This window comes from Streptomyces hazeniae (assembly GCF_031845485.1).
Lineage (GTDB): Bacteria > Actinomycetota > Actinomycetes > Streptomycetales > Streptomycetaceae > Streptomyces > Streptomyces hazeniae.
Map to the genome: position 1 here is coordinate 14,311 of NZ_JAVREQ010000030.1, position 17,753 is coordinate 32,063.

Below are 17,753 nucleotides of genomic sequence, written 5' to 3' on the forward strand. Positions count from 1 at the left end.
TGGGTGATACATGGGGGGTCAGCGGGATCCCTTCGGGTCGAGGGCGTCGCGGACGCCGTCGCCGAAGAGGTTGAAGGCGAGCACGGTGATGAAGATGGCCACACCGGGCACCACCATGAACATCGGGTCCTGCTCGTAGTAGTCGATGGCGGAGGAGAGCATCTGCCCCCACGACGCCGTCGGCGGCTTCACACCGGCGCCCAGGAAGCTGAGGGCGGCCTCGGTGAGGATGTTGGTCGGGATGATCAGCGTGGTGTAGACGGTGATCGGCGCGATCAGGTTCGGCAGCAGTTCCTTGAAGAGGATGTAGCGCCGGCCGGCACCGAGGCTCTGCGCGGCCTCGACGTACTCGCGCTCGCGCAGCGAGAGGGTCTGGCCGCGGACGATGCGGCCGATGTAGGGCCAGCCGAAGAAGCCGATCACCAGCACCATGACGAACAGCCGGACGCCGGTGCCCTCCAGGCCGAGGAGCTGGTCGGGCATGACGGCGATGAGCGAGATGATGAAGAGGAGCTGCGGGAAGGCCAGCAGGATGTCCATGACGCGGCTGATCAGGGCGTCGATCCAGCCGCCGAAGTAACCGGCGAGGATGCCCATCACGGTGCCGACGATCACCGCGACCATGGCGGAGAGGAAGCCGACCAGCAGGGAGACGCGGGCGCCGTAGACGATGCGCACGAAGACGTCGCGGCCGTTGACCGGCTCGACGCCCAGCAGGTGCTCGGAGCTGATGCCGCCCAGCGAGCCGGTCGGGGTGCCGAACAGCGGGTCGATCAGGTCCTGGTGGTACTTGTACGGGTCCTGGCCGACCAGACCGGCTATCAGGGGCGCGAAGATCGCCACCAGCACGAGGAACAGCACCGTGAAGCCGCCGGCGAGGGCGAGCTTGTCCCGCTTCAGACGGTTCCAGGCGATTCTGCCCAGCGAACGCCCTTCCACGTCCTTCTTCGGCGTGTCAGCGGCAACCGCGGTCTCGTCGGCTTCCTCGGCCGTGACCGTGTCGTGCAGTGGTGCCGTCATCGTGGTGAGGACCCCTCTCGACCGGTGGTGACCGGCCCACGCCCGCCGCGGTAGCGGCTCTTGTACTGCTGTTCGCTTCGGAGGCCGTCGGGCCTCATGGCTCGGGAGTCTTCATCGGGGCCGCGATCACCCGCCAGGGTTCACCGGGAAAGGATGCGCAACTGTGATGTGCCGCACCCGGCGCCGGTATCCGGACGCATGGACTCCGTCAGCGGTACGAAGGATGCCGTTCTGTCCGATTCCGCGTGCGTTTGCACGGGCGTTTGCGCGAATCGCGCGTCAGTACGCGCGGGGGTACCCCTGTGCGGACGCCGCGCCGCCGCCGGTGACGCCCCCGGGGGCCGCGCCGGCGTGCGCGTCACGGTCGAAGAACGGGCGGGAGTTGGCGCGCAGCCACATCGCCACGGGGTCGTAGTCGTCGGCCATCGCGACGCTGGACACCGCGAGCCCGTCCGGCACCGCACCGACGGACTGGCGCACCATCAGCCGCACGTCCTCGGCGGCACGGTCGCCGTCCTCGTACAGGTCGTGGCCGATGGCCAGATACGGCGCCCCCAGCGCGGGCTGCACCCAGGCGCGGCGCAGCGCGCGGATGTTGGGCGTGCGGTGCGCGTTCTGCGCGAGGAGCGCGTAGAACTGCGGAAGTTCGAGGGTGGGTTCGCTGATCCGCAGGGGTCCGGCGGGCACCTGGTCGAGACCGGTGGCGATGCGGCGCAGGTCGAGCCAGGGGATGCCGACACCGCCGCCGGGAGCGTGCGGATTCAGCCAGACGCCCCAGCGCTGCCGGTAGAGGGTGGCGGCGACACGGCGGCCGGTGACCACCTCGTGCGCCCGGGTCCAGCCGGAGGCGGCCAGCTCCTGGGGGGAGGTGACGCAGGGGGCGTAGCCGTACCCGTCGACGTCCATGTTCCCGTACTGCGCGTCGTGCGAGCCGGAGGTGCCCTGCCACAGCAGCATCCACAGCTGCCCGTCGGCGAGGGCGTGCAGCAGAGCCTCGTAGGTGTCGAACCGGTCGGGCGACACCTGGCGCAGCAGCTGTTCGACACGTTCACCCGAACCGGAACTCGCGCTCACGAGGCCGCCCCCTTGTCTTGTGGTCATCTCTCGCCGGTCTTCCCGGCCGGGCGCCGCCGGCCCGTACCCATCCAACCAGCTTACGAGTCGGCCCTGACGTAGAAGGGGCGCACACACTGGCGCATCCACTCGACCACCGGGTCCTCCGCGGCGTCCAGCAGCACCAGCTGGACCGGCCACTTCACCGGCACCTGCTCCAGCGCACGGGCCAGCGCGTCGTGCGCGGCCTGCCTCGACTCCGGCTCCAGGAGGTCGAGTTCGACGCCGACGTAGAGGGCGGGCGGATCGCCCTCGGCGCTGGCGAGCGCCCGGCGCGCGGTGCGCACCGGGGCGACGACGGCGAACTCCCCCGCGGCGGCGGCGAGGAAGTCCACCGGCTCGTCCTGCCAGTCCGGCTCGAAGAGCCGCATGCGCGCGCCGCCGGAGACGCCGGTGAGCCGTTCCGTGGGAGTGTTCCGGCAGAGTTGGGCGACGGCCTCCGGCGGCACCGGAGCGCCGACGGTCCCCTCCGGGTTGACCGCGATGCCCACCTGCGGGGGCAGGCCGCGGGCGAACTCCCGCACCGGGGCGATGGCGAAGGACACATGGGCGCCGACGACCTGGAGGTACTGCTGCTCCGAGCTGAAGACCGGGACGTAGGGGGCGCCGTCGAGTTCGACCGTGGGCACGTTCAGATCGCTGTTCTGCGGTCCGCCGCCCTCCGGCAGCGGCACCCAGACACTGCTCCGCGCGAGGACCTCCAGCAGCCGGGCGCCCGCACCGGGGGTGCCGAGCGCGGCGGCGAGGGTCTCCTCCAGCTCGTTGCCGGGCCAGCCTCCGCCGTGGCCGGGCCCGTACTGCTGCGGCTGCTGAGGCTGCTGAGGCTGCTGCGGAATGGTCATACGGTCACCCTAGCGTCGGCTTCCGGCCCCGACGCCCCTCAGGTACCGCTCCCCTTCCGGCTCGCAGGGGGTTCGGGGGAACCACCGCCCACCTGCGGCGCTCACCCGAACGGTCACGGATCGCGACCGTCCGGTTGCGGGCCGCACACATCCGGCGAAATCTGGATCCCGCCCCTTCGCGCATATTCGAGAGGAATCGTCCCCATGCGTGTCAACAAGACGGTATCCGCCGTGCTCGCCACCACCATCGCCGGCGCGGTCGCGCTCGGCGGCGTCACCGCCGCCACGGCTTTCGCCGCGGACGAGCCTCGCCCGCAGGCCGCCCAGCAGGCCCCGCTGCCCAAGGCCCAGAAGCTCCAGCAGCAGACCCGCGTGCTCGGCGAGACCGGCGACGTCCTGAACCCCGTGGCCGAGCTGATCGACTCGGTGCTCAACGCCCCCGAGGGCCGGCTGTCCCAGCGCGAGGCCGACCGGCACGCGAAGGCCGTCCAGGAAGCCCTGGCCCCGCTGCAGGCCCAGCAGTCCCGGAACTCGTCGGACCGCGCCCCCCGCGCGAACCTGACCGCGCGCGCCGCCGTCGCGCTGGAGGCCCAGGTCGACGAGCTGCTGCAGGCCGCCGAGTCCGGCAACCAGCGCCGCATCGCCAAGGAGGCGGAGGCCACCGTCCGGGCCACCGTCAACGTGATGGCCGCCGTCGTCGCGGACGGCGAGCTGCCCGCCCCGGACATGAACGGCCTGTCGCAGCCGCAGGACGCCGCGCCGAACGCCCAGCGCGACGAGCAGGACGCCCAGGAGGAGGGCCCGCAGCTCGCGGAGAACCGTCTCGCCCCGGGCGACGCCGAACTGGAGATGCTCCCCGGCGACGCGGAGCAGGAGCTGCTCCCCCAGGAGTAAGAGCCCGACTCCTCCGCCGGGACGCGCCGCACAGTGTCCTCGTACGTGGCCCGCCGCCCCTTCCGGGGACGGCGGGCCACGTGCTGCGCGGGCGCCGACTCCTGCCGGGGCCCCGGGCCGGAGCGGGGCTATTCGAAGGCGACCGAGAGAAGGGCCGCCGCGGCGTCGCGGTCCAGGAGGACCACGGAGGCGCAGCCCTCCGGGAGGCGCCCGGCCTCCACGTCGGCGAGCAGGCGGCCCAGGGCCCGCCGGTGGCGGGCGAAGGCGTAGCGCGAGACCGTGCGGCCGCGCTCGGTCTGCCCGGCGAGCGCGACGGGCGGCGGCACGTCGAGCACCACGAGGTGCAGGCCGCGACCACGGCGCCGCGCGTCGGCCGCCAGCCAGCGCCGCACCCAGCTCTGCGTGCCGCAGTCGTGCACCACCACACTGCCGCCGGAGGCCAGCGAACGCCGCAACCCGGCGTAGTGCGCGGCGCGGGCGAAGGGCCGGTAGAGCCCGTACGGCAGCCGCTGCGGCAGCCGCCGCTGCCAGCGCTCCCTGGTGTCCTGGGAGTCGATGCGGGCCACCGCCCCGGTGCCGACGACGGTGCGGGCGATCAGCGTGGACTTCCCGCTGCCGGGCAGACCGGACACGACGACCAGGTCGCCCGACGGGAAGCGGAGCGTGCCGCCCTCGGCCGTCCCACGGAGGTCGCGGCCGGCGGCCGCGGGCACCACCGGCGCCGGAACCCCGGCCCCCACCGCCGTCGCAGTTGCGCTGCGCAGACTCTCCACCCGCGGCCTCCCCTTCCCCGTGCCGCTGACGCGCGGCGCTCGTAGGCGGCATACCCCCAGAGAGTGTCAAGAATAGGTAACGAGCGGCAAGGAGATTCCCGGGCATGCCCGACCTGCGGGACACGGGCCGGCTCGCGGATCCCGTCCGCAGGGGCCACCGAGCGGTCCTGCGTGACCGGCGACGCACGTGCGCGGGCCACACGCCCCCCCCCGGAACCCGCCGCCCCGTGGCGGGGCGTGGCGGCGCGGCCACCCCTCGCGGTCGCGGCAAGGTGCCGGGCGGGCGCGGAGCGATCGGTCCGCGCCCGCAGGGGTCACCGTGGGCGGGGGCGTGCAATGATGGCCCCCGAACTCCATACCGGCCGCTTGAATCCGCGCGGGAGAGTTCCCGCCCGTGGTCCGCTGGGCACACGGGTCGGGACGCCGAAGGAGCAAGATCCTCCCTTGAATCTCTCAGGCCCCGATACCGCGCAGGACGAGGCAGATCTGAAAAGCGGGCCGCGGCGTGCCGCCGCAGCCCCACCCAAGGTGCAAGCCGCCGCCCTGCCGGGCTCGTGGCGAACCTCTCAGGTTCCGATGACAGATGGGGAGGACATCCGTGTCACCAGCCTTGGGAGCCCCACATGAGCACGACTTCCGGTACCCCGCCGCGCACGACCGCGCTCGACGCCGTGCACCGCGAGCTCGGTGCGACCATGACCGACTTCGCGGGCTGGGACATGCCGCTGCGCTACGGCAGCGAGCGTGACGAGCACCAGGCGGTGCGCACCCGCGCCGGGCTGTTCGACCTCTCCCACATGGGCGAGATCACCGTCACCGGACCGCAGGCCGGGGAGCTGCTGGACTACGCGCTGGTCGGGTACCTGTCGAAGCTCAAGACCGGCCGGGCCCGCTACACCCACATCTGCGACGAGAACGGCGGCATCCTCGACGACCTGATCGTCTACCGCACCGGCGAGGCGGAGTTCATGGTCGTCGCCAACGCCTCGAACGCGCAGACCGTGCTGGACGCGCTCGTCGCCCGCCAGGCCGGTTTCGACGCGGCCGTGCGCGACGACCGGGACGCGTACGCGCTGATCGCCGTGCAGGGTCCCGAGTCCGCGGGCATCCTCGGCCGGGTCACCGACGCCGACCTGGACGGCCTGAAGTACTACGCCGGGCTGCCCGGCACCGTGGCCGGGGTGCAGGCGCTCATCGCACGCACCGGCTACACCGGCGAGGACGGCTTCGAGCTGTTCGTCTCCACCACCGACGCGGTGACCGTGTGGCAGGCGCTGACGGCCGCGGGCCAGGAGGCCGGGCTGGTGCCGTGCGGGCTGAGCTGCCGCGACACCCTCCGCCTGGAGGCCGGCATGCCGCTGTACGGCAACGAGCTGACGACCTCCACCACCCCGTTCGACGCCGGCATGGGCCGGATCGTGAAGTTCGAGAAGACGACGAACGAGGGCCGCTTCGTGGGCCGCGAGCCGCTGGAGGCCGCCGCGAAGCAGGCCGAGACCGCGCCGCCGCGCAAGCTCGTCGGCCTGGTCGCGACCGGCCGCCGGGTGCCGCGCGCCGGGTACCCGGTGGTCTCCGCCGCCGACGGTACGGTGATCGGCGAGGTCACCTCCGGGGCGCCCTCCCCCACGCTGGGCAAGCCCGTCGCGATCGCCTACGTGGACGCGGCGCACGCCGAGTCCGGCACCGAGGGCGTCGCGGTGGACATCCGCGGCAGCCACGAGCCGTACGACGTCGTCGCGCTGCCGTTCTACAAGCGCGAGAAGTGAGCGCCGGGCCGCAGCGCGCGGCCCTGCCCCCGTCTCAGCATCCGCACCCTTCCGCCCGCACACAGCGTCCTTCCAGGAGAATCGCACCATGAGCAACCCCCAGCAGCTGCGTTACAGCAAGGAGCACGAGTGGCTGTCGGACGCCGAGGACGGCGTCTCGACGGTCGGGATCACCTCGCACGCCGCCGACGCGCTCGGCGACGTCGTGTACGTGCAGCTCCCCGAGGTCGGCGACACCGTGTCCGCGGGCGAGACCTGCGGCGAGCTGGAGTCGACGAAGTCGGTCAGCGACCTGTACGCCCCCGTCACCGGCGAGATCACCGAGATCAACCAGGACGTCGTGGACGACCCGTCGCTGGTGAACTCCGCTCCCTTCGAGGGTGGCTGGCTGTTCAAGGTGAAGCTCGACGGCGAGCCGGAGGACCTGCTCTCCGCCGACGAGTACGCCTCCTTCACCTCGGGCAGCTGAGGCCCGCACCGGGCTCCCCCGCCGAGCACCGCCCTTTCCCCGGAAGGACCCAGGACTCCAGATGTCTCTTCTGAACAGCTCCCTGCACGAGGTGGACCCGGACGTCGCCGCCGCCGTCGACGCCGAGCTCCACCGCCAGCAGTCCACCCTCGAGATGATCGCGTCGGAGAACTTCGCTCCGGTCGCCGCGCTCGAGGCGCAGGGCTCCGTGCTGACCAACAAGTACGCCGAGGGCTACCCGGGCCGCCGCTACTACGGCGGCTGCGAGCACGTCGACGTCGTCGAGCGGCTCGCCCGCGACCGGATCAAGGAACTCTTCGGCGCCGAGGCCGCCAACGTGCAGCCGCACTCCGGCGCCTCCGCGAACGCCGCGGCGATGTTCGCGCTGCTCAAGCCGGGCGACACCATCATGGGCCTGGACCTGGCCCACGGCGGTCACCTGACCCACGGCATGAAGATCAACTTCTCCGGCAAGCTCTACAACGTGGTCGCCTACCACGTCGACGACAAGACCAGCCAGGTCGACATGGACGAGGTCGAGCAGCTCGCCAAGGAGCACCGGCCGCAGATGATCGTCGCCGGCTGGTCCGCGTACCCGCGGCAGCTCGACTTCGCCGCCTTCCGCCGCATCGCCGACGAGGTCGGCGCGCTGCTGATGGTCGACATGGCGCACTTCGCCGGCCTGGTCGCCGCCGGGCTGCACCCGTCGCCCGTGCCGTATGCCGACGTGGTCACCACCACCACGCACAAGACGCTCGGCGGCCCGCGCGGCGGCGTGATCCTCTCCAAGAAGGACTTCGCCAAGAAGATCAACTCCGCGGTGTTCCCCGGTCAGCAGGGCGGCCCGCTGGAGCACGTGATCGCGGCCAAGGCCGTGTCGTTCAAGATCGCGGCGAGCGAGGAGTTCAAGGAGCGCCAGCAGCGCACCCTGGACGGCGCCCGCATCCTCGCCGAGCGCCTGCTCCAGCAGGACGCGGTCGACGCCGGCGTGTCCGTGCTCTCCGGCGGCACCGACGTGCACCTGGTCCTCGTCGACCTGCGGCACAGCGACCTGGACGGCCAGCAGGCCGAGGACCGCCTCCACGAGGTCGGCATCACCGTCAACCGCAACGCGGTGCCGAACGACCCGCGCCCGCCGATGGTCACCTCCGGCCTGCGCATCGGCACCCCGGCGCTGGCCACCCGCGGCTTCCAGGCGGACGACTTCCGCGAGGTCGCCGACGTCATCGCCGAGGCGCTCAAGCCCGGCTTCGACGACGGCAAGGCCCAGGCGCTGAAGGCCCGCGTCAGCGCGCTGGCCGCGAAGCACCCGCTCTACCCGGGTCTGAGCAAGTAGCACCACGGCGGGCCCGCGCCGGCGACCCCGGCGCGGGCCCGTCCACCCCCAACGGACAAGGGAGTCCGCCCACCATGGCCATCTCCGTCTTCGACCTCTTCTCCATCGGCATCGGCCCCTCCAGCTCGCACACGGTCGGCCCGATGCGCGCGGCCCGCATGTTCGCCCGCCGCCTCAAGAACGAGGGCGTCCTCGCACAGACCACCTCCGTGCGGGCGGAACTCTTCGGCTCACTCGGCGCGACCGGCCACGGCCACGGCACCCCCAAGGCCGTACTCCTCGGCCTGGAGGGCCACTCCCCCGCCACCGTCGACGTCGAGCAGGCCGACGCCTGGGTGCAGCGCATCCGCCGGGACGGCCGGCTCCGCCTCCTCGCCTCCGAGATAGGCGACACGCACGAGATCGCGTTCGACGAGTCGAAGGAACTGATCCTCCACCGCCGCCGCTCCCTCCCCTACCACGCCAACGGCATGACGCTGTGCGCCTACGACGAGGACGGCGCCCCGCTGCTGGAGAAGACCTACTACTCGGTCGGCGGCGGCTTCGTCGTCGACGAGGACGCCGTCGGCGAGGACCGCATCAAGCTGGACGACACCGAGCTGCGGTACCCGTTCCGCACCGGCGACGAACTGCTGCGCCTGACGCAGGAGACCGGCCTGTCCATCTCCGCACTGATGCTGGAGAACGAGAAGGCCTGGCGCACCGAGACCGAGATCCGCGACGGGCTGCTGGAGATCTGGCGCGTGATGCAGGCGTGCGTCGCGCGCGGGCTCGCGCAGGAGGGCATCCTCCCCGGCGGCCTCAAGGTCCGCCGCCGCGCCGCGACTTCGGCGCGCCAGCTGCGCGCCGAGCGCAACGCCGAGGCGCACGCCATGGAGTGGGTCACTCTCTACGCCATGGCCGTCAACGAGGAGAACGCCGCGGGCGGCCGCGTCGTCACCGCCCCGACGAACGGCGCGGCCGGCATCATCCCGGCCGTCCTGCACTACGCAATGAACTTCGTCCCCGGCACCGATGACGAAACGGTTGTGCGCTTCCTGCTGGCGGCCGGCGCCATCGGCATGCTCTTCAAGGAGAACGCCTCCATCTCCGGCGCCGAGGTCGGCTGCCAGGGCGAGGTCGGCTCGGCCTGCTCCATGGCCGCCGGCGGCCTCGCCGAAATCCTCGGCGGCTCCCCCGAACAGGTCGAGAACGCCGCCGAGATCGGCATCGAGCACAACCTCGGCCTCACCTGCGACCCCGTCGGCGGCCTCGTCCAGATCCCCTGCATCGAGCGCAACGGCATGGCGTCGGTCAAGGCCGTCACCGCCGCGCGCATGTCCCTGCGGGGCGACGGCCGCCACCACGTCTCGCTGGACAAGGCCATCAAGACGATGAAGGACACCGGCGCCGACATGAAGGTCAAGTACAAGGAGACCGCCCGTGGCGGCCTCGCGGTGAACGTCATCGAGTGCTGACCGTGTTCTGGCCGTGGGGCGTTTAGGCCCTCCCGACAGCCTCGGCCGCCGCATGTCGGCGGCAGCGTCCAGTCTCCTTGTCTCTGGGCGAGGCGAAGATGCGCTGACAACAGTCAGAGAGGCGTCCTCGGCTTTGAGGCGCTACTTCCCAACAAGTGTCAAGCGGTATGACACGACCAGGAGTCACCCTGCCGCACACACATGACCACTAATCCTTCACAGATCCCTCGCTTTCCGTCCTGTTCAGTATGACAAAGTGGATGCCTAGTACGTCTCGACCTGGAATCCGTGTGGGGGCATCATGCGTTTCCGTACTGCGGCGACCTCTGCCGCGCTTGTTCTGTGCGCCACGGCGGCAATGACGGCTTGCTCGTCACCGCAGGCGAGCGACAGCACCAAGCCTGCAAACCCCGCCACTTCATCAAGTCCAGTACCGGTTGAGGACGTACCGGGCAAGGTCGAGCGAGGCGAGCATCAGACTGGCCGACCCGAAATGGGTGAACCGCAGGGGATAGACCCGAAGGATTGCGCGACCTCCGCCGCGGAGATTCCACCGGAGTGCGAAGTTCCTGACCTCTCACCGTCCGAAATCGATGAAGGCGAGTCAGCTCCGGGGGCACCCTCGACGCCCTGATTGACCGAAGAAGCACCGCCCCAGAATGCGGGAACTCGGCATTAGGACTCAAGCCAGTCGTTGAGTCAATTCCAATCTGCCGCCTGACTGGGTAGTTGTCCCATCTAGGGCGGTGTCGGGCATGAAGAAGCTCCTGGTGGACGGGTTGACGACCAAGATCACCTGTCACACCAGGAGCTTCCGCGTGCTTGTCTACCCGTCTGGCATCGATGTGTCCACCTCGACCCTGCGCTACCTGTCCGCCCGCCTGCGAACCCGGCGTCGGGAACGCGGAACACGGTGGCGCCGTCTGAGCCCGGGCCGCCAGGCCCTGCTCGTCCTCGCACACCTGCGCTCCGGCCACACCTACGCCCGGCTCGCCGACTGGGTTCGGTATCGGTACCGCCACCGCCTACTGGTACACCGCCGAGGCCATCACCTCCTCGCCGCCCTCGCACCGACCATCACCGAAGCCATGAAGACCGCCGCTACCAAGGCGTACCTGATCCTGGGCGGCACACTGCTGCCCCCCGACCGCATCGCGGCCGACCGGCCCTCCTACTCCGGAAACCACAAGAAACGCGGCATGAACGTCCAGGTCATGATCAATCCGGCAAAGATAGTCTGCCGTGGGCCTCACCCGCCCTCCCCGGAACAATCCACAGGATAAAGGCCGCACGCACCCAAAGGGTCATCGACGCCCTGACCGAAACCGGCAAGCCGTGGCTGGGCTGGCAAGGCATACCGAGGCGCCAGCAGGCCATGGCGACCCTCAAGAACTGACGCCTCCTGCGCAAGCTCCGCTGCAGCACCAGCCTCGTTCAGGCCATCCTCACACTGCACCTGACTCGCCCAACTGAGGTTGCAAAGAACTTCTTCGCCAGGGCGAACCGTCTCGCCGTCGGATCCGGCGAAAAACCAGAGATCTGACGACGAGAGGAGAGAGCCGATCGCTCGACAGCCGGGGTACCTCAGCGGTCACAACATGGTCAGCCCAGGTGACCGGCGGCAGGTATCAGTACTGCCCGTCGACCGGGATCCAACCCGACCACGCCTCAGGCTGGTAGAACTTACCGGTGTCGCCGTCATAGCGGAGAACGCGCAGTTGCACGTTCCCCTCTTCCCAGTAGTCCTTGTTGCAGGTAGCCCAGGTGCCTGCACTGCCGCTATTAATGCAAACGAACGAGGGGCGTCCGTAGTCGGTGTAAACCCCAACAGCCGAGGACATACCGTCTGCCTCCGTGTCCCCCGACCAGGTGATGTCTCCGTTGTGCTGGAAACAGCCCTGAACGCCATAGGCCGAAGTCGTACCGAGACACGTAGCGGATGCCGTAACGGTCCTGGCGGTGCCCAGAGGAGGGACGACAGTTCCAGGCGCCGGGGTGTCGCCTACAACGATCTCGATATCTGCCGGCATCACCACTTCCTGCGGGTTCTCCGGCGCACCGTCAGCCATCGCAGGTGTGGCAACGACGACCGAGAAGGCAAGAGCGGTTGCCCCCGTGAAGGCTCTCACCTTTGCACGCCAGTATTTGCTCATACTCCACTACTCCCACCCATAGAATCCAGTCGAACACACACGCCCGTCACATTATGAACGAAACGTGAACAAGATGAGATCCTATGTGATCTACGCCTTGAAGGGAAGAGCTCTATAGTTCAGATTGCTTGTACTCGTCATCAAGATCATTGAGTCAACGGTGACTTCGGCGCGCAAGGGGCGCTTGAGTGGCGTCGGCGCACACTCTGCGGGTGGTGTCCGCTGTACGGCGTTCTGATCACCGGCGGAGTGTGCCGCTCCTGCCAGCTTCGATCACTGAATTCCGAAGGTGCCTTACGGGCTTGGCCACTCAAATGACGCAAGCCCGAATTCTTCGACCACAAAATTCGTCAGGCATACTGAGCCGGACCGAACAGGACGATATCGACCCTCTCTGCCAAGTCAACGTCGTCTACGGCGACCCGCACCGCCCCTTCTCCTCGGAACTCCATACGGACTTCCTCGTTCGGATCGTGGATCACCAGCACTTTCCGGGGGTGTGAAAGTATTCCGGCATGAATGGTGTACGGCAGTCGAGTCTCGAGCTTACCCTTCCAGATCTTCACGGTTACAAGGCCTTCGACCATGAATCTGGCAGCGAGCATGATGGAATCGTTGCCAACGTCGACGGGTGTGAGATCGGGATCCCAGTCGCTATGGTAAAACTCGGCCTCGATTCCGCGCAGCACGAGGCAGCCATGCGCCAAGCGGAGCTACGAACGATCGAACCAATTCAGGCTTCACTTCACTCAATCCCGCTTCACTGCGTTGACAGCTCGCCTTGTTTTTCTCGCAGATGATCTACAGTGAGGATACGCTGTCTGTGGTGTCCCTTGCTTCACGAGTTTTGCCGGAGGCTGGGGGTTGGGGAATCCACTTCTTATCGTGCTTGAGTCCCGAACCACTCGCACCGCACGAATGGCAGCCCCCCCCTTGTTCCCGGCTTCGTTTACCATGTCGCGTACTCCGGGGGAGTCAATGTCGCCATCAACAAGGGCAACGCCTTCCTGGGCATGTGGTCCGATTTCGAAGCCGGTTCACCGAGTGGTCGAAGGCTCGGGTGCGGGCCAGCTCCATCGCGTGATCCTGACGAATTGAGTGGCCACGGGAAGTTCAACTGGACGCCCTTCAACCTCCGGCCGTCAGGTGACGGCCGAGTCATACGCCCTGACGACGCTAAGAGGAGAAGGCATAGCACACCCGGGAGGCGGCGGGCCCTTAAAGCTGGGCGCTGTTCGACTCAGCAACGATCCCCTCGCTGCCTACTGCTTTCCTTGCTCAACCTCTCGAAGAACGCATCTACACGACAAAGTGAGAGCGGACTGCAGGCCGCTTGGAAGACAGTGCCATCGCTCCAAGCAATCATCCACTCTCCGTCCGGGAACTCGCACCTCTCGCGCTCCACGAGGATTCCCTCCAGACTGGTCTCACACACATCGATCTTGATATGCCAACCAGGATTATCCGTCGTAGCAATCTTGAGGCCGAATTCATGCTCCCACTCACCATCACAGTTGGAGGCATACCAAGATTGCATAAAACGCATGCCAAACTCGTCTTTACGGGCATCCAAGTGGCTTTTCCCAATCTTCGGGTGCACGGGCATCACCCCCATTGGGAGAGTTGATGTGAGGTGTTTCCACCTCCGTGCCATCCGCATTTGTGTGAGAGGGGCCCTCAAGGTCGAATCTCTTCACGAGTTCGAACGGAGCTGGGTTACGAGGGTTCGACTGAGGTGCCCACTCCGCATACTTTTTCACTTGCCCCGTTCCTCCGTGACGTACGAACGTCGTATGAGGCCCCTCTGCGTCATAGTTCGGCCGCTGTCCGGGCTTGCGGCCCATGTTGTGAACTAGGACGCTGACGCCGTTCGTAGCTACATAGTACGTGTGGAGGTCGCTGACGGTCAGGTTGTGGACCGTGGCCGACGGGGCACTCCAGCGCTTGACGGCGGTGATCTGGACGTGGGTGCCGGCGCTGGTGCGGAGCCAGTCGCCGCGGTTCAGGTCGGTGGCCTCGATCCACTCGCCGAGTTCGGGTACCCAGAAGGGGTGGCCGTCGGTCGCGGTGACGGAGGCGGTCTCGTCGCCGCGTTCACCGTCCAGGTCGATCGTCACCTTGACGAGGTGCTTGAGTCCTTCGCCTCGGATCTCCGCCGTGACGGTCTCGACTCTCGTCTCGCCCGTTTCTGGGTCGGTGGCGACCACCCTGTCGCCGATGTCTACGTCCTCGATGGCCTTCGTCGTGCCGTCGGCCATCAGGACTCTCGTGCCTGGGACGAAGCTGTTGGTCGGGCAGGAAGGCGCGGCGTCGGCCGCCTTCTTCGCCTTACGCCAGTCCTTGAAGGATGCCCAGAGCTTCTTTCCCAGGCTGACGATCCGTTTACCGAGAGCGATGGCCTTGTCGACGCGCCAGAAGTACTTGGCGATCAGCTTGGTGATCGGGCCACCACCGATCAAGGTGGTGACGATATTGCCCACTGTTGCGCCGCAGGCCCCCAGACTGCCCGTGGTGAAGCAGTCCAAGGCATCCGTGATGCCCAGTTCGTCGGCGACGATCTGGCCCAGTTCCTTCGCTATGGCGATGGCGCGCTGTTTGGCGGCGTCCGCGCGGCTCTGGGCGTCGTTGTTGCTGGAGGTCGACCGCTTGTTCAGCGCCTGTTGCAGCGTCATGCCGGCGGCTTCCGCGTTCGGCGAGAGTCGCACGACCGGCGTGTCGTCACCCGGCATGTTGTTCATGCAGTCGGGGCACGGCCGGGTGGGGCAGTCGATGTCCGCACAGGTGCCGGTCGGGTCCGATGTCGTGACTGGATTGTGGTTGGCGTACGAGTAGCCGTTGATCTGCTGGGGGTTCGTGAGGACCATGACCGGGTCGGCCGACACGAAGCGTCCCGTCGACGGTTCGTACTCGCGGGCGCCGAGCCGGACGAGCCCTGAGGTCTCGTCGTTGGTGCCTCCTACGAAGCCCTTGTCGTCGACCCACTTCGACGGGTCGGCGGAGTCGGCGTCGCGGCCCTGGCCGAAGGGGTCGAGGCGACGGCGCTGCGTGTCCCCGGTCTTGGCGTCGATCGCGATCTGTGCGGTGCCGTGGTGGTCACCTGCGAGGAAGGTGACCCCTTCTCCGGTCTTCCGGACGGCGACCGTCTGGTCGCCGAAGGCGTAGTACCGGCTGGCCGTCACTGCCCCGGAGGACTTGTCCAGGTGCAGCTCCATGCCAGGGAGGTAGAACGTCTTCTCCGTGGGCGCATCCCGCAGGACACGACCGCCGGCGGCGTCGTACGCGTAGGACGCCTCACTGCCGTCGGCGTTCGTCACCTTGGTGAGGTCGTTCTGCTTGTCCCAGGTCAGCGACTGGGTGTCGCCGTTCAGGACACGGGTCTCCGTGTTGCCCGCCGGGTCGTAGGTGTACGTGTCCTGTGAGGTGACGGCGGGAGAGCTCTCGGTTGCTTCGGTCTCGGTGACGACCTTGGTCAGCTGGTGCGGGCCCTCGCCGTTCTCGCCGTAGGTGTACGTCTTCGTATGGGTCGCGGCTCCGCCGAGTCCGTGAGCGGTCTCGGAGGTGCGGTTTCCGACAGCGTCGTAGCCGTAGGTGTGCCAATAGGGGGCTGTGCCGCCGACGGTGGCCTGTGACGGGCCCTCCTGGCAGGCGGCATCCGTGCCTCCCGTACCGGCGGCACGGTCCGGCGTGCGGGTCGACGTCCAGTCCTCGGCCAGCCGACGCTGGCCGTCGTAGGTGAAGCACTGGGCGTCGGCTGTACCGGCGGACGTGGCGCCTCGCCTCAACTCGGTGACCGACACACTGCCTGCGGAGGCCCGGGTACCGGCGGTGCGACGGGTCGAAGACCGTGAGCACCCGACGTACCGGGACCTCTTCCCGCAGCGTCTCGACGGCGTCGGCTTCCCCGTCGACGTGGTGTACACGTGGGTGGACGGAGCCGATCCGGAACTCCGCGCCAAGCGGGAGGAGTACCGCACCGGTGGTGGGCTCCGCATGCACGCCCGCGAGACCGGCGCTTCGCGGTACACGGATCACGACGAGCTGAAGTACTCCCTGCGCTCCCTGGAGATGTACGCGCCCTTCGTGCGCAACGTCTACATCGTGACGGACGGGCAGACGCCGCACTGGCTGGACGACGAGGCGGACGGGGTCCGGGTCGTGGACCACAAGGAGATCTTCGCCGATCCGGCCGCGTTGCCGGTCTTCAACTCCCATGCCATCGGCACGCAGCTGCACCGCATACCCGGTCTCTCGGAGCACTATCTGTACTTCAACGACGACGTCTTCGTCGGACGGCCGGTCACAGCAGGCCACTTCTTCCACGGGAACGGCATCGCGAAGCTCCCCTTCTCCCCCTTCCAGCTGGGTCTGGGCGACCCGCATCCCGATGAGCCGGCGCCCAACTCGGCCGGGAAGAACGTCCGGAAGCTGCTCCTCGAGGACCACGGCAGGTTCACGGTCAACAAGTTCATGCACACGCCGCACCCGCAGGTGCGTGCCGTGATGGAGGAGCTGACGGAACGGTTCGCCGAGGATGTGGACAGGACGAGCCGGTCGCGGTTCCGGTCGGTGACCGACATCGCGATGGGAGCTTCGCTCCACCACCACTACGCCTACCTCACCGGGCGAGCGGTGCCGGGTGCGTACAAGCTGCGCTACATCGACGTGGCGAAGCCCGACGCGGCCGAGTCTCTGGAGGAGTTGGCCCGGACGCGGCGCTACGACTTCTTCTGCCTGAACGACGTGCACACGCCTCCGGAGCAGCAGGAGGCCGTTGCTGCGAGGATCGGGGGCTTCCTGGAGGGCTACTTCCCCTTTCCGAGCCGGTTCGAGCGCTGAGTCGGCATCATGGGGCGTCAGGGCGTGTGCCAGTGGCCGGTGAGGGCGGTGGCGGTGAAGCCGGGGCCGTAGGCGAGGAGGAGGCCGGGGGCGCCGGGCGGGGGCGGGTCGTCGTGGTGGCGGGCGAGGACGTCGAGGACGGCGGCGCCGCCGAGGTTGCCGCGTTCACGGAGGCTGTGCCAGGAGTGGCGGAGGTCGCGTTCGGCGTCGAGGCCGAGGGCTGCGGCCGTGTCGGTGAGGATGCGCGGCCCGCCGGGGTGGACGACGGCCCACGCGGGGGCGGGGTGGGTGTCGAGCCAGGGCCGCAGGTGGGGCAGGACGTCGCCGGTGGCGGTGAGCGCGGCGCCGGTGGAGTCGAAGTGGAGGCCGCCGGCGTCGAGTCGGCCGCGGTAGCGGTCGGTGCTGTGGGGCAGCAGGATCTCGGTGTGGTCGGTGACGGCGAAGCCCGGGCCGGCCGGTGCGCGGGTGACGAGGGTGGCGGCGGCGGAGTCGCCGAACAGCGCCTTGTAGATCATGGCTTCGAGCGTGGTGTCGGCGTGCTGGTAGACGGTGCTCAGCGTCTCGGCGACGACCACCAGGACCGTTTCGGCGCGGCCGGTGCGCAGGAGGTCCGCGGCGCGGGCGAGGGCGTGCGCGCCGCCGACGCAGCCGAGGCTGCCCATGGGGACGCGGGCGGCGTCGGGGCGGAGTCCGAACGCGTTGCAGAGCGCCACGTCGAGGCCGGGGGAGGTCCAGGAGGTGGTGTGGCTGGTGACGACGGCGTCCACGCGGGAGGGGTCGGTGCCGGTGCGGTCCAGCAGGCGGGAGACGGCCAGGACGGCGTGGTCCCGGGCGTCCTCGTAGGCCTGCCGGTTGCGTGCGGCGATCTCGGTCGTGCCGGTGACCTCGGGCAGCGGGCGCATGAACCGGCGGCGTTCGACGCCGAGGCGGGATATCACGCGCCGGATGGCCACCAGTTTGGGGTGCCCAGGGTGTCTCGCCGTGATGTCGGCGAGGATCTGGTCCGTGGTCACCTCGTGCGCGGGTACGGCGACCTCGGGCCGGGCCGAGTACGCGACCGTCATGTTCCCCCCAGCTTCGGAGCCCGTGGCGGG

The 17,753-nt window shown here is 68.8% G+C and carries 14 protein-coding genes, 2 pseudogenes and 1 riboswitch; of the genes and pseudogenes, 7 read left to right on the plus strand and 9 right to left on the minus strand.

All coding sequences use genetic code 11. The features are described from left to right. Nucleotides 1-18: 18 nt before the first annotated feature. The 3 genes from RM572_RS25210 to RM572_RS25220 form a co-directional block, all read right to left on the minus strand. The gene (locus RM572_RS25210; RefSeq protein WP_027765913.1) at nt 19-1,020 is read right to left on the minus strand and encodes an ABC transporter permease; all 1,002 of its coding nucleotides are present in this window, start codon (nt 1,018-1,020) and stop codon (nt 19-21) included. Between the two features lie 279 nt (nt 1,021-1,299). Beyond that, complete coding sequence (locus RM572_RS25215; protein WP_311675677.1) at nt 1,300-2,121, minus strand: enhanced serine sensitivity protein SseB C-terminal domain-containing protein; 822 nt, start codon at nt 2,119-2,121, stop codon at nt 1,300-1,302. A gap of 53 nt (nt 2,122-2,174) precedes the next feature. Beyond that, a complete protein-coding gene (locus RM572_RS25220; protein ID WP_311675678.1) occupies nt 2,175-2,975 on the minus strand; it encodes an enhanced serine sensitivity protein SseB in 801 nt (266 codons plus the stop codon). A 204-nt stretch (nt 2,976-3,179) separates the two neighbouring features. Here RM572_RS25220 and RM572_RS25225 point away from each other — a divergent pair, with 204 nt between their 5' ends. Further along, complete coding sequence (locus RM572_RS25225) at nt 3,180-3,869, plus strand: hypothetical protein (protein ID WP_311675679.1); 690 nt, start codon at nt 3,180-3,182, stop codon at nt 3,867-3,869. A gap of 128 nt (nt 3,870-3,997) precedes the next feature. On the opposite strand, the gene RM572_RS25230 is transcribed toward RM572_RS25225, so the two are convergent. Next, nucleotides 3,998-4,642 carry an AAA family ATPase gene (locus RM572_RS25230; RefSeq protein ID WP_311675680.1) on the minus strand — a complete coding sequence of 215 codons (645 nt, stop codon included), beginning with the start codon at nt 4,640-4,642 and terminating at the stop codon, nt 3,998-4,000. A gap of 367 nt (nt 4,643-5,009) precedes the next feature. Next, a riboswitch (glycine riboswitch) is annotated at nt 5,010-5,121 on the plus strand. A gap of 144 nt (nt 5,122-5,265) precedes the next feature. On the opposite strand from RM572_RS25230, the gene gcvT reads away from it, so the two are divergent. The 5 genes and pseudogenes from gcvT (at nt 5,266) to RM572_RS25255 (ending at nt 11,213) form a co-directional block, all read left to right on the plus strand. After that, complete coding sequence (gcvT, locus tag RM572_RS25235; RefSeq protein ID WP_311675681.1) at nt 5,266-6,408, plus strand: glycine cleavage system aminomethyltransferase GcvT; 1,143 nt, start codon at nt 5,266-5,268, stop codon at nt 6,406-6,408. Nucleotides 6,409-6,496: 88 nt separating this feature from the next. Next, nucleotides 6,497-6,877 carry a glycine cleavage system protein GcvH gene (gene gcvH, locus RM572_RS25240; protein WP_027765918.1) on the plus strand — a complete coding sequence of 127 codons (381 nt, stop codon included), beginning with the start codon at nt 6,497-6,499 and terminating at the stop codon, nt 6,875-6,877. Between the two features lie 61 nt (nt 6,878-6,938). Further along, a complete protein-coding gene (glyA, locus tag RM572_RS25245; RefSeq protein WP_311675682.1) occupies nt 6,939-8,213 on the plus strand; it encodes a serine hydroxymethyltransferase in 1,275 nt (424 codons plus the stop codon). A 74-nt stretch (nt 8,214-8,287) separates the two neighbouring features. Continuing rightward, nucleotides 8,288-9,670, plus strand: a complete 1,383-nt coding sequence (locus tag RM572_RS25250) for an L-serine ammonia-lyase (protein ID WP_311675683.1) — start codon at nt 8,288-8,290, stop codon at nt 9,668-9,670. Nucleotides 9,671-10,488: 818 nt separating this feature from the next. Then, nucleotides 10,489-11,213 (plus strand): annotated as a pseudogene (locus RM572_RS25255) (transposase family protein). Nucleotides 11,214-11,298: 85 nt separating this feature from the next. Here the strand turns inward: RM572_RS25255 and RM572_RS25260 are convergent. The 4 genes from RM572_RS25260 to RM572_RS25270 all read right to left on the minus strand — a co-directional run bounded on the left by RM572_RS25260 (nt 11,299) and on the right by RM572_RS25270 (nt 15,035). Continuing rightward, the gene (locus tag RM572_RS25260) at nt 11,299-11,823 is read right to left on the minus strand and encodes a hypothetical protein (protein WP_311675684.1); all 525 of its coding nucleotides are present in this window, start codon (nt 11,821-11,823) and stop codon (nt 11,299-11,301) included. Between the two features lie 350 nt (nt 11,824-12,173). Beyond that, the gene (locus RM572_RS25265; protein WP_311675685.1) at nt 12,174-12,512 is read right to left on the minus strand and encodes a hypothetical protein; all 339 of its coding nucleotides are present in this window, start codon (nt 12,510-12,512) and stop codon (nt 12,174-12,176) included. 551 nt (nt 12,513-13,063) lie between these two features. Next, nucleotides 13,064-13,483, minus strand: a complete 420-nt coding sequence (locus tag RM572_RS29790) for an Imm53 family immunity protein (protein WP_394813704.1) — start codon at nt 13,481-13,483, stop codon at nt 13,064-13,066. Beyond that, entirely contained in the window at nt 13,383-15,035 is a 1,653-nt protein-coding gene (locus RM572_RS25270; RefSeq protein WP_449657225.1) for a polymorphic toxin-type HINT domain-containing protein, read from the minus strand. The genes RM572_RS29790 and RM572_RS25270 overlap by 101 nt, the downstream gene beginning before the upstream one ends. Before the next feature lie 553 nt (nt 15,036-15,588). On the opposite strand from RM572_RS25270, the pseudogene RM572_RS25275 reads away from it, so the two are divergent. Further along, nucleotides 15,589-16,659, plus strand: a pseudogene (locus RM572_RS25275) (stealth family protein); the annotation flags it as partial. A gap of 17 nt (nt 16,660-16,676) precedes the next feature. On the opposite strand, the gene RM572_RS25280 reads toward RM572_RS25275, so the two are convergent. Then, a complete protein-coding gene (locus RM572_RS25280) occupies nt 16,677-17,723 on the minus strand; it encodes a PhlD (RefSeq protein WP_311675687.1) in 1,047 nt (348 codons plus the stop codon). Nucleotides 17,724-17,753 lie beyond the last annotated feature (30 nt).

Excerpts from the sequence above, each read along its gene's own strand:
- RM572_RS25210 (WP_027765913.1), bottom strand. The coding sequence starts at position 1,020 with ATGACGGCACCACTGCACGACACGGTCACGGCCGAGGAAGCCGACGAG.
- RM572_RS25215 (WP_311675677.1), bottom strand. The coding sequence starts at position 2,121 with ATGACCACAAGACAAGGGGGCGGCCTCGTGAGCGCGAGTTCCGGTTCG.
- RM572_RS25220 (WP_311675678.1), bottom strand. The coding sequence starts at position 2,975 with ATGACCATTCCGCAGCAGCCTCAGCAGCCTCAGCAGCCGCAGCAGTAC.
- RM572_RS25225 (WP_311675679.1), top strand. The coding sequence starts at position 3,180 with ATGCGTGTCAACAAGACGGTATCCGCCGTGCTCGCCACCACCATCGCC.
- gcvT (WP_311675681.1), top strand. The coding sequence starts at position 5,266 with ATGAGCACGACTTCCGGTACCCCGCCGCGCACGACCGCGCTCGACGCC.
- gcvH (WP_027765918.1), top strand. The coding sequence starts at position 6,497 with ATGAGCAACCCCCAGCAGCTGCGTTACAGCAAGGAGCACGAGTGGCTG.
- glyA (WP_311675682.1), top strand. The coding sequence starts at position 6,939 with ATGTCTCTTCTGAACAGCTCCCTGCACGAGGTGGACCCGGACGTCGCC.
- RM572_RS25250 (WP_311675683.1), top strand. The coding sequence starts at position 8,288 with ATGGCCATCTCCGTCTTCGACCTCTTCTCCATCGGCATCGGCCCCTCC.
- RM572_RS25260 (WP_311675684.1), bottom strand. The coding sequence starts at position 11,823 with ATGAGCAAATACTGGCGTGCAAAGGTGAGAGCCTTCACGGGGGCAACC.
- RM572_RS29790 (WP_394813704.1), bottom strand. The coding sequence starts at position 13,483 with ATGCGGATGGCACGGAGGTGGAAACACCTCACATCAACTCTCCCAATG.
- RM572_RS25270 (WP_449657225.1), bottom strand. The coding sequence starts at position 15,035 with ATGGAGCTGCACCTGGACAAGTCCTCCGGGGCAGTGACGGCCAGCCGG.
- RM572_RS25280 (WP_311675687.1), bottom strand. The coding sequence starts at position 17,723 with ATGACGGTCGCGTACTCGGCCCGGCCCGAGGTCGCCGTACCCGCGCAC.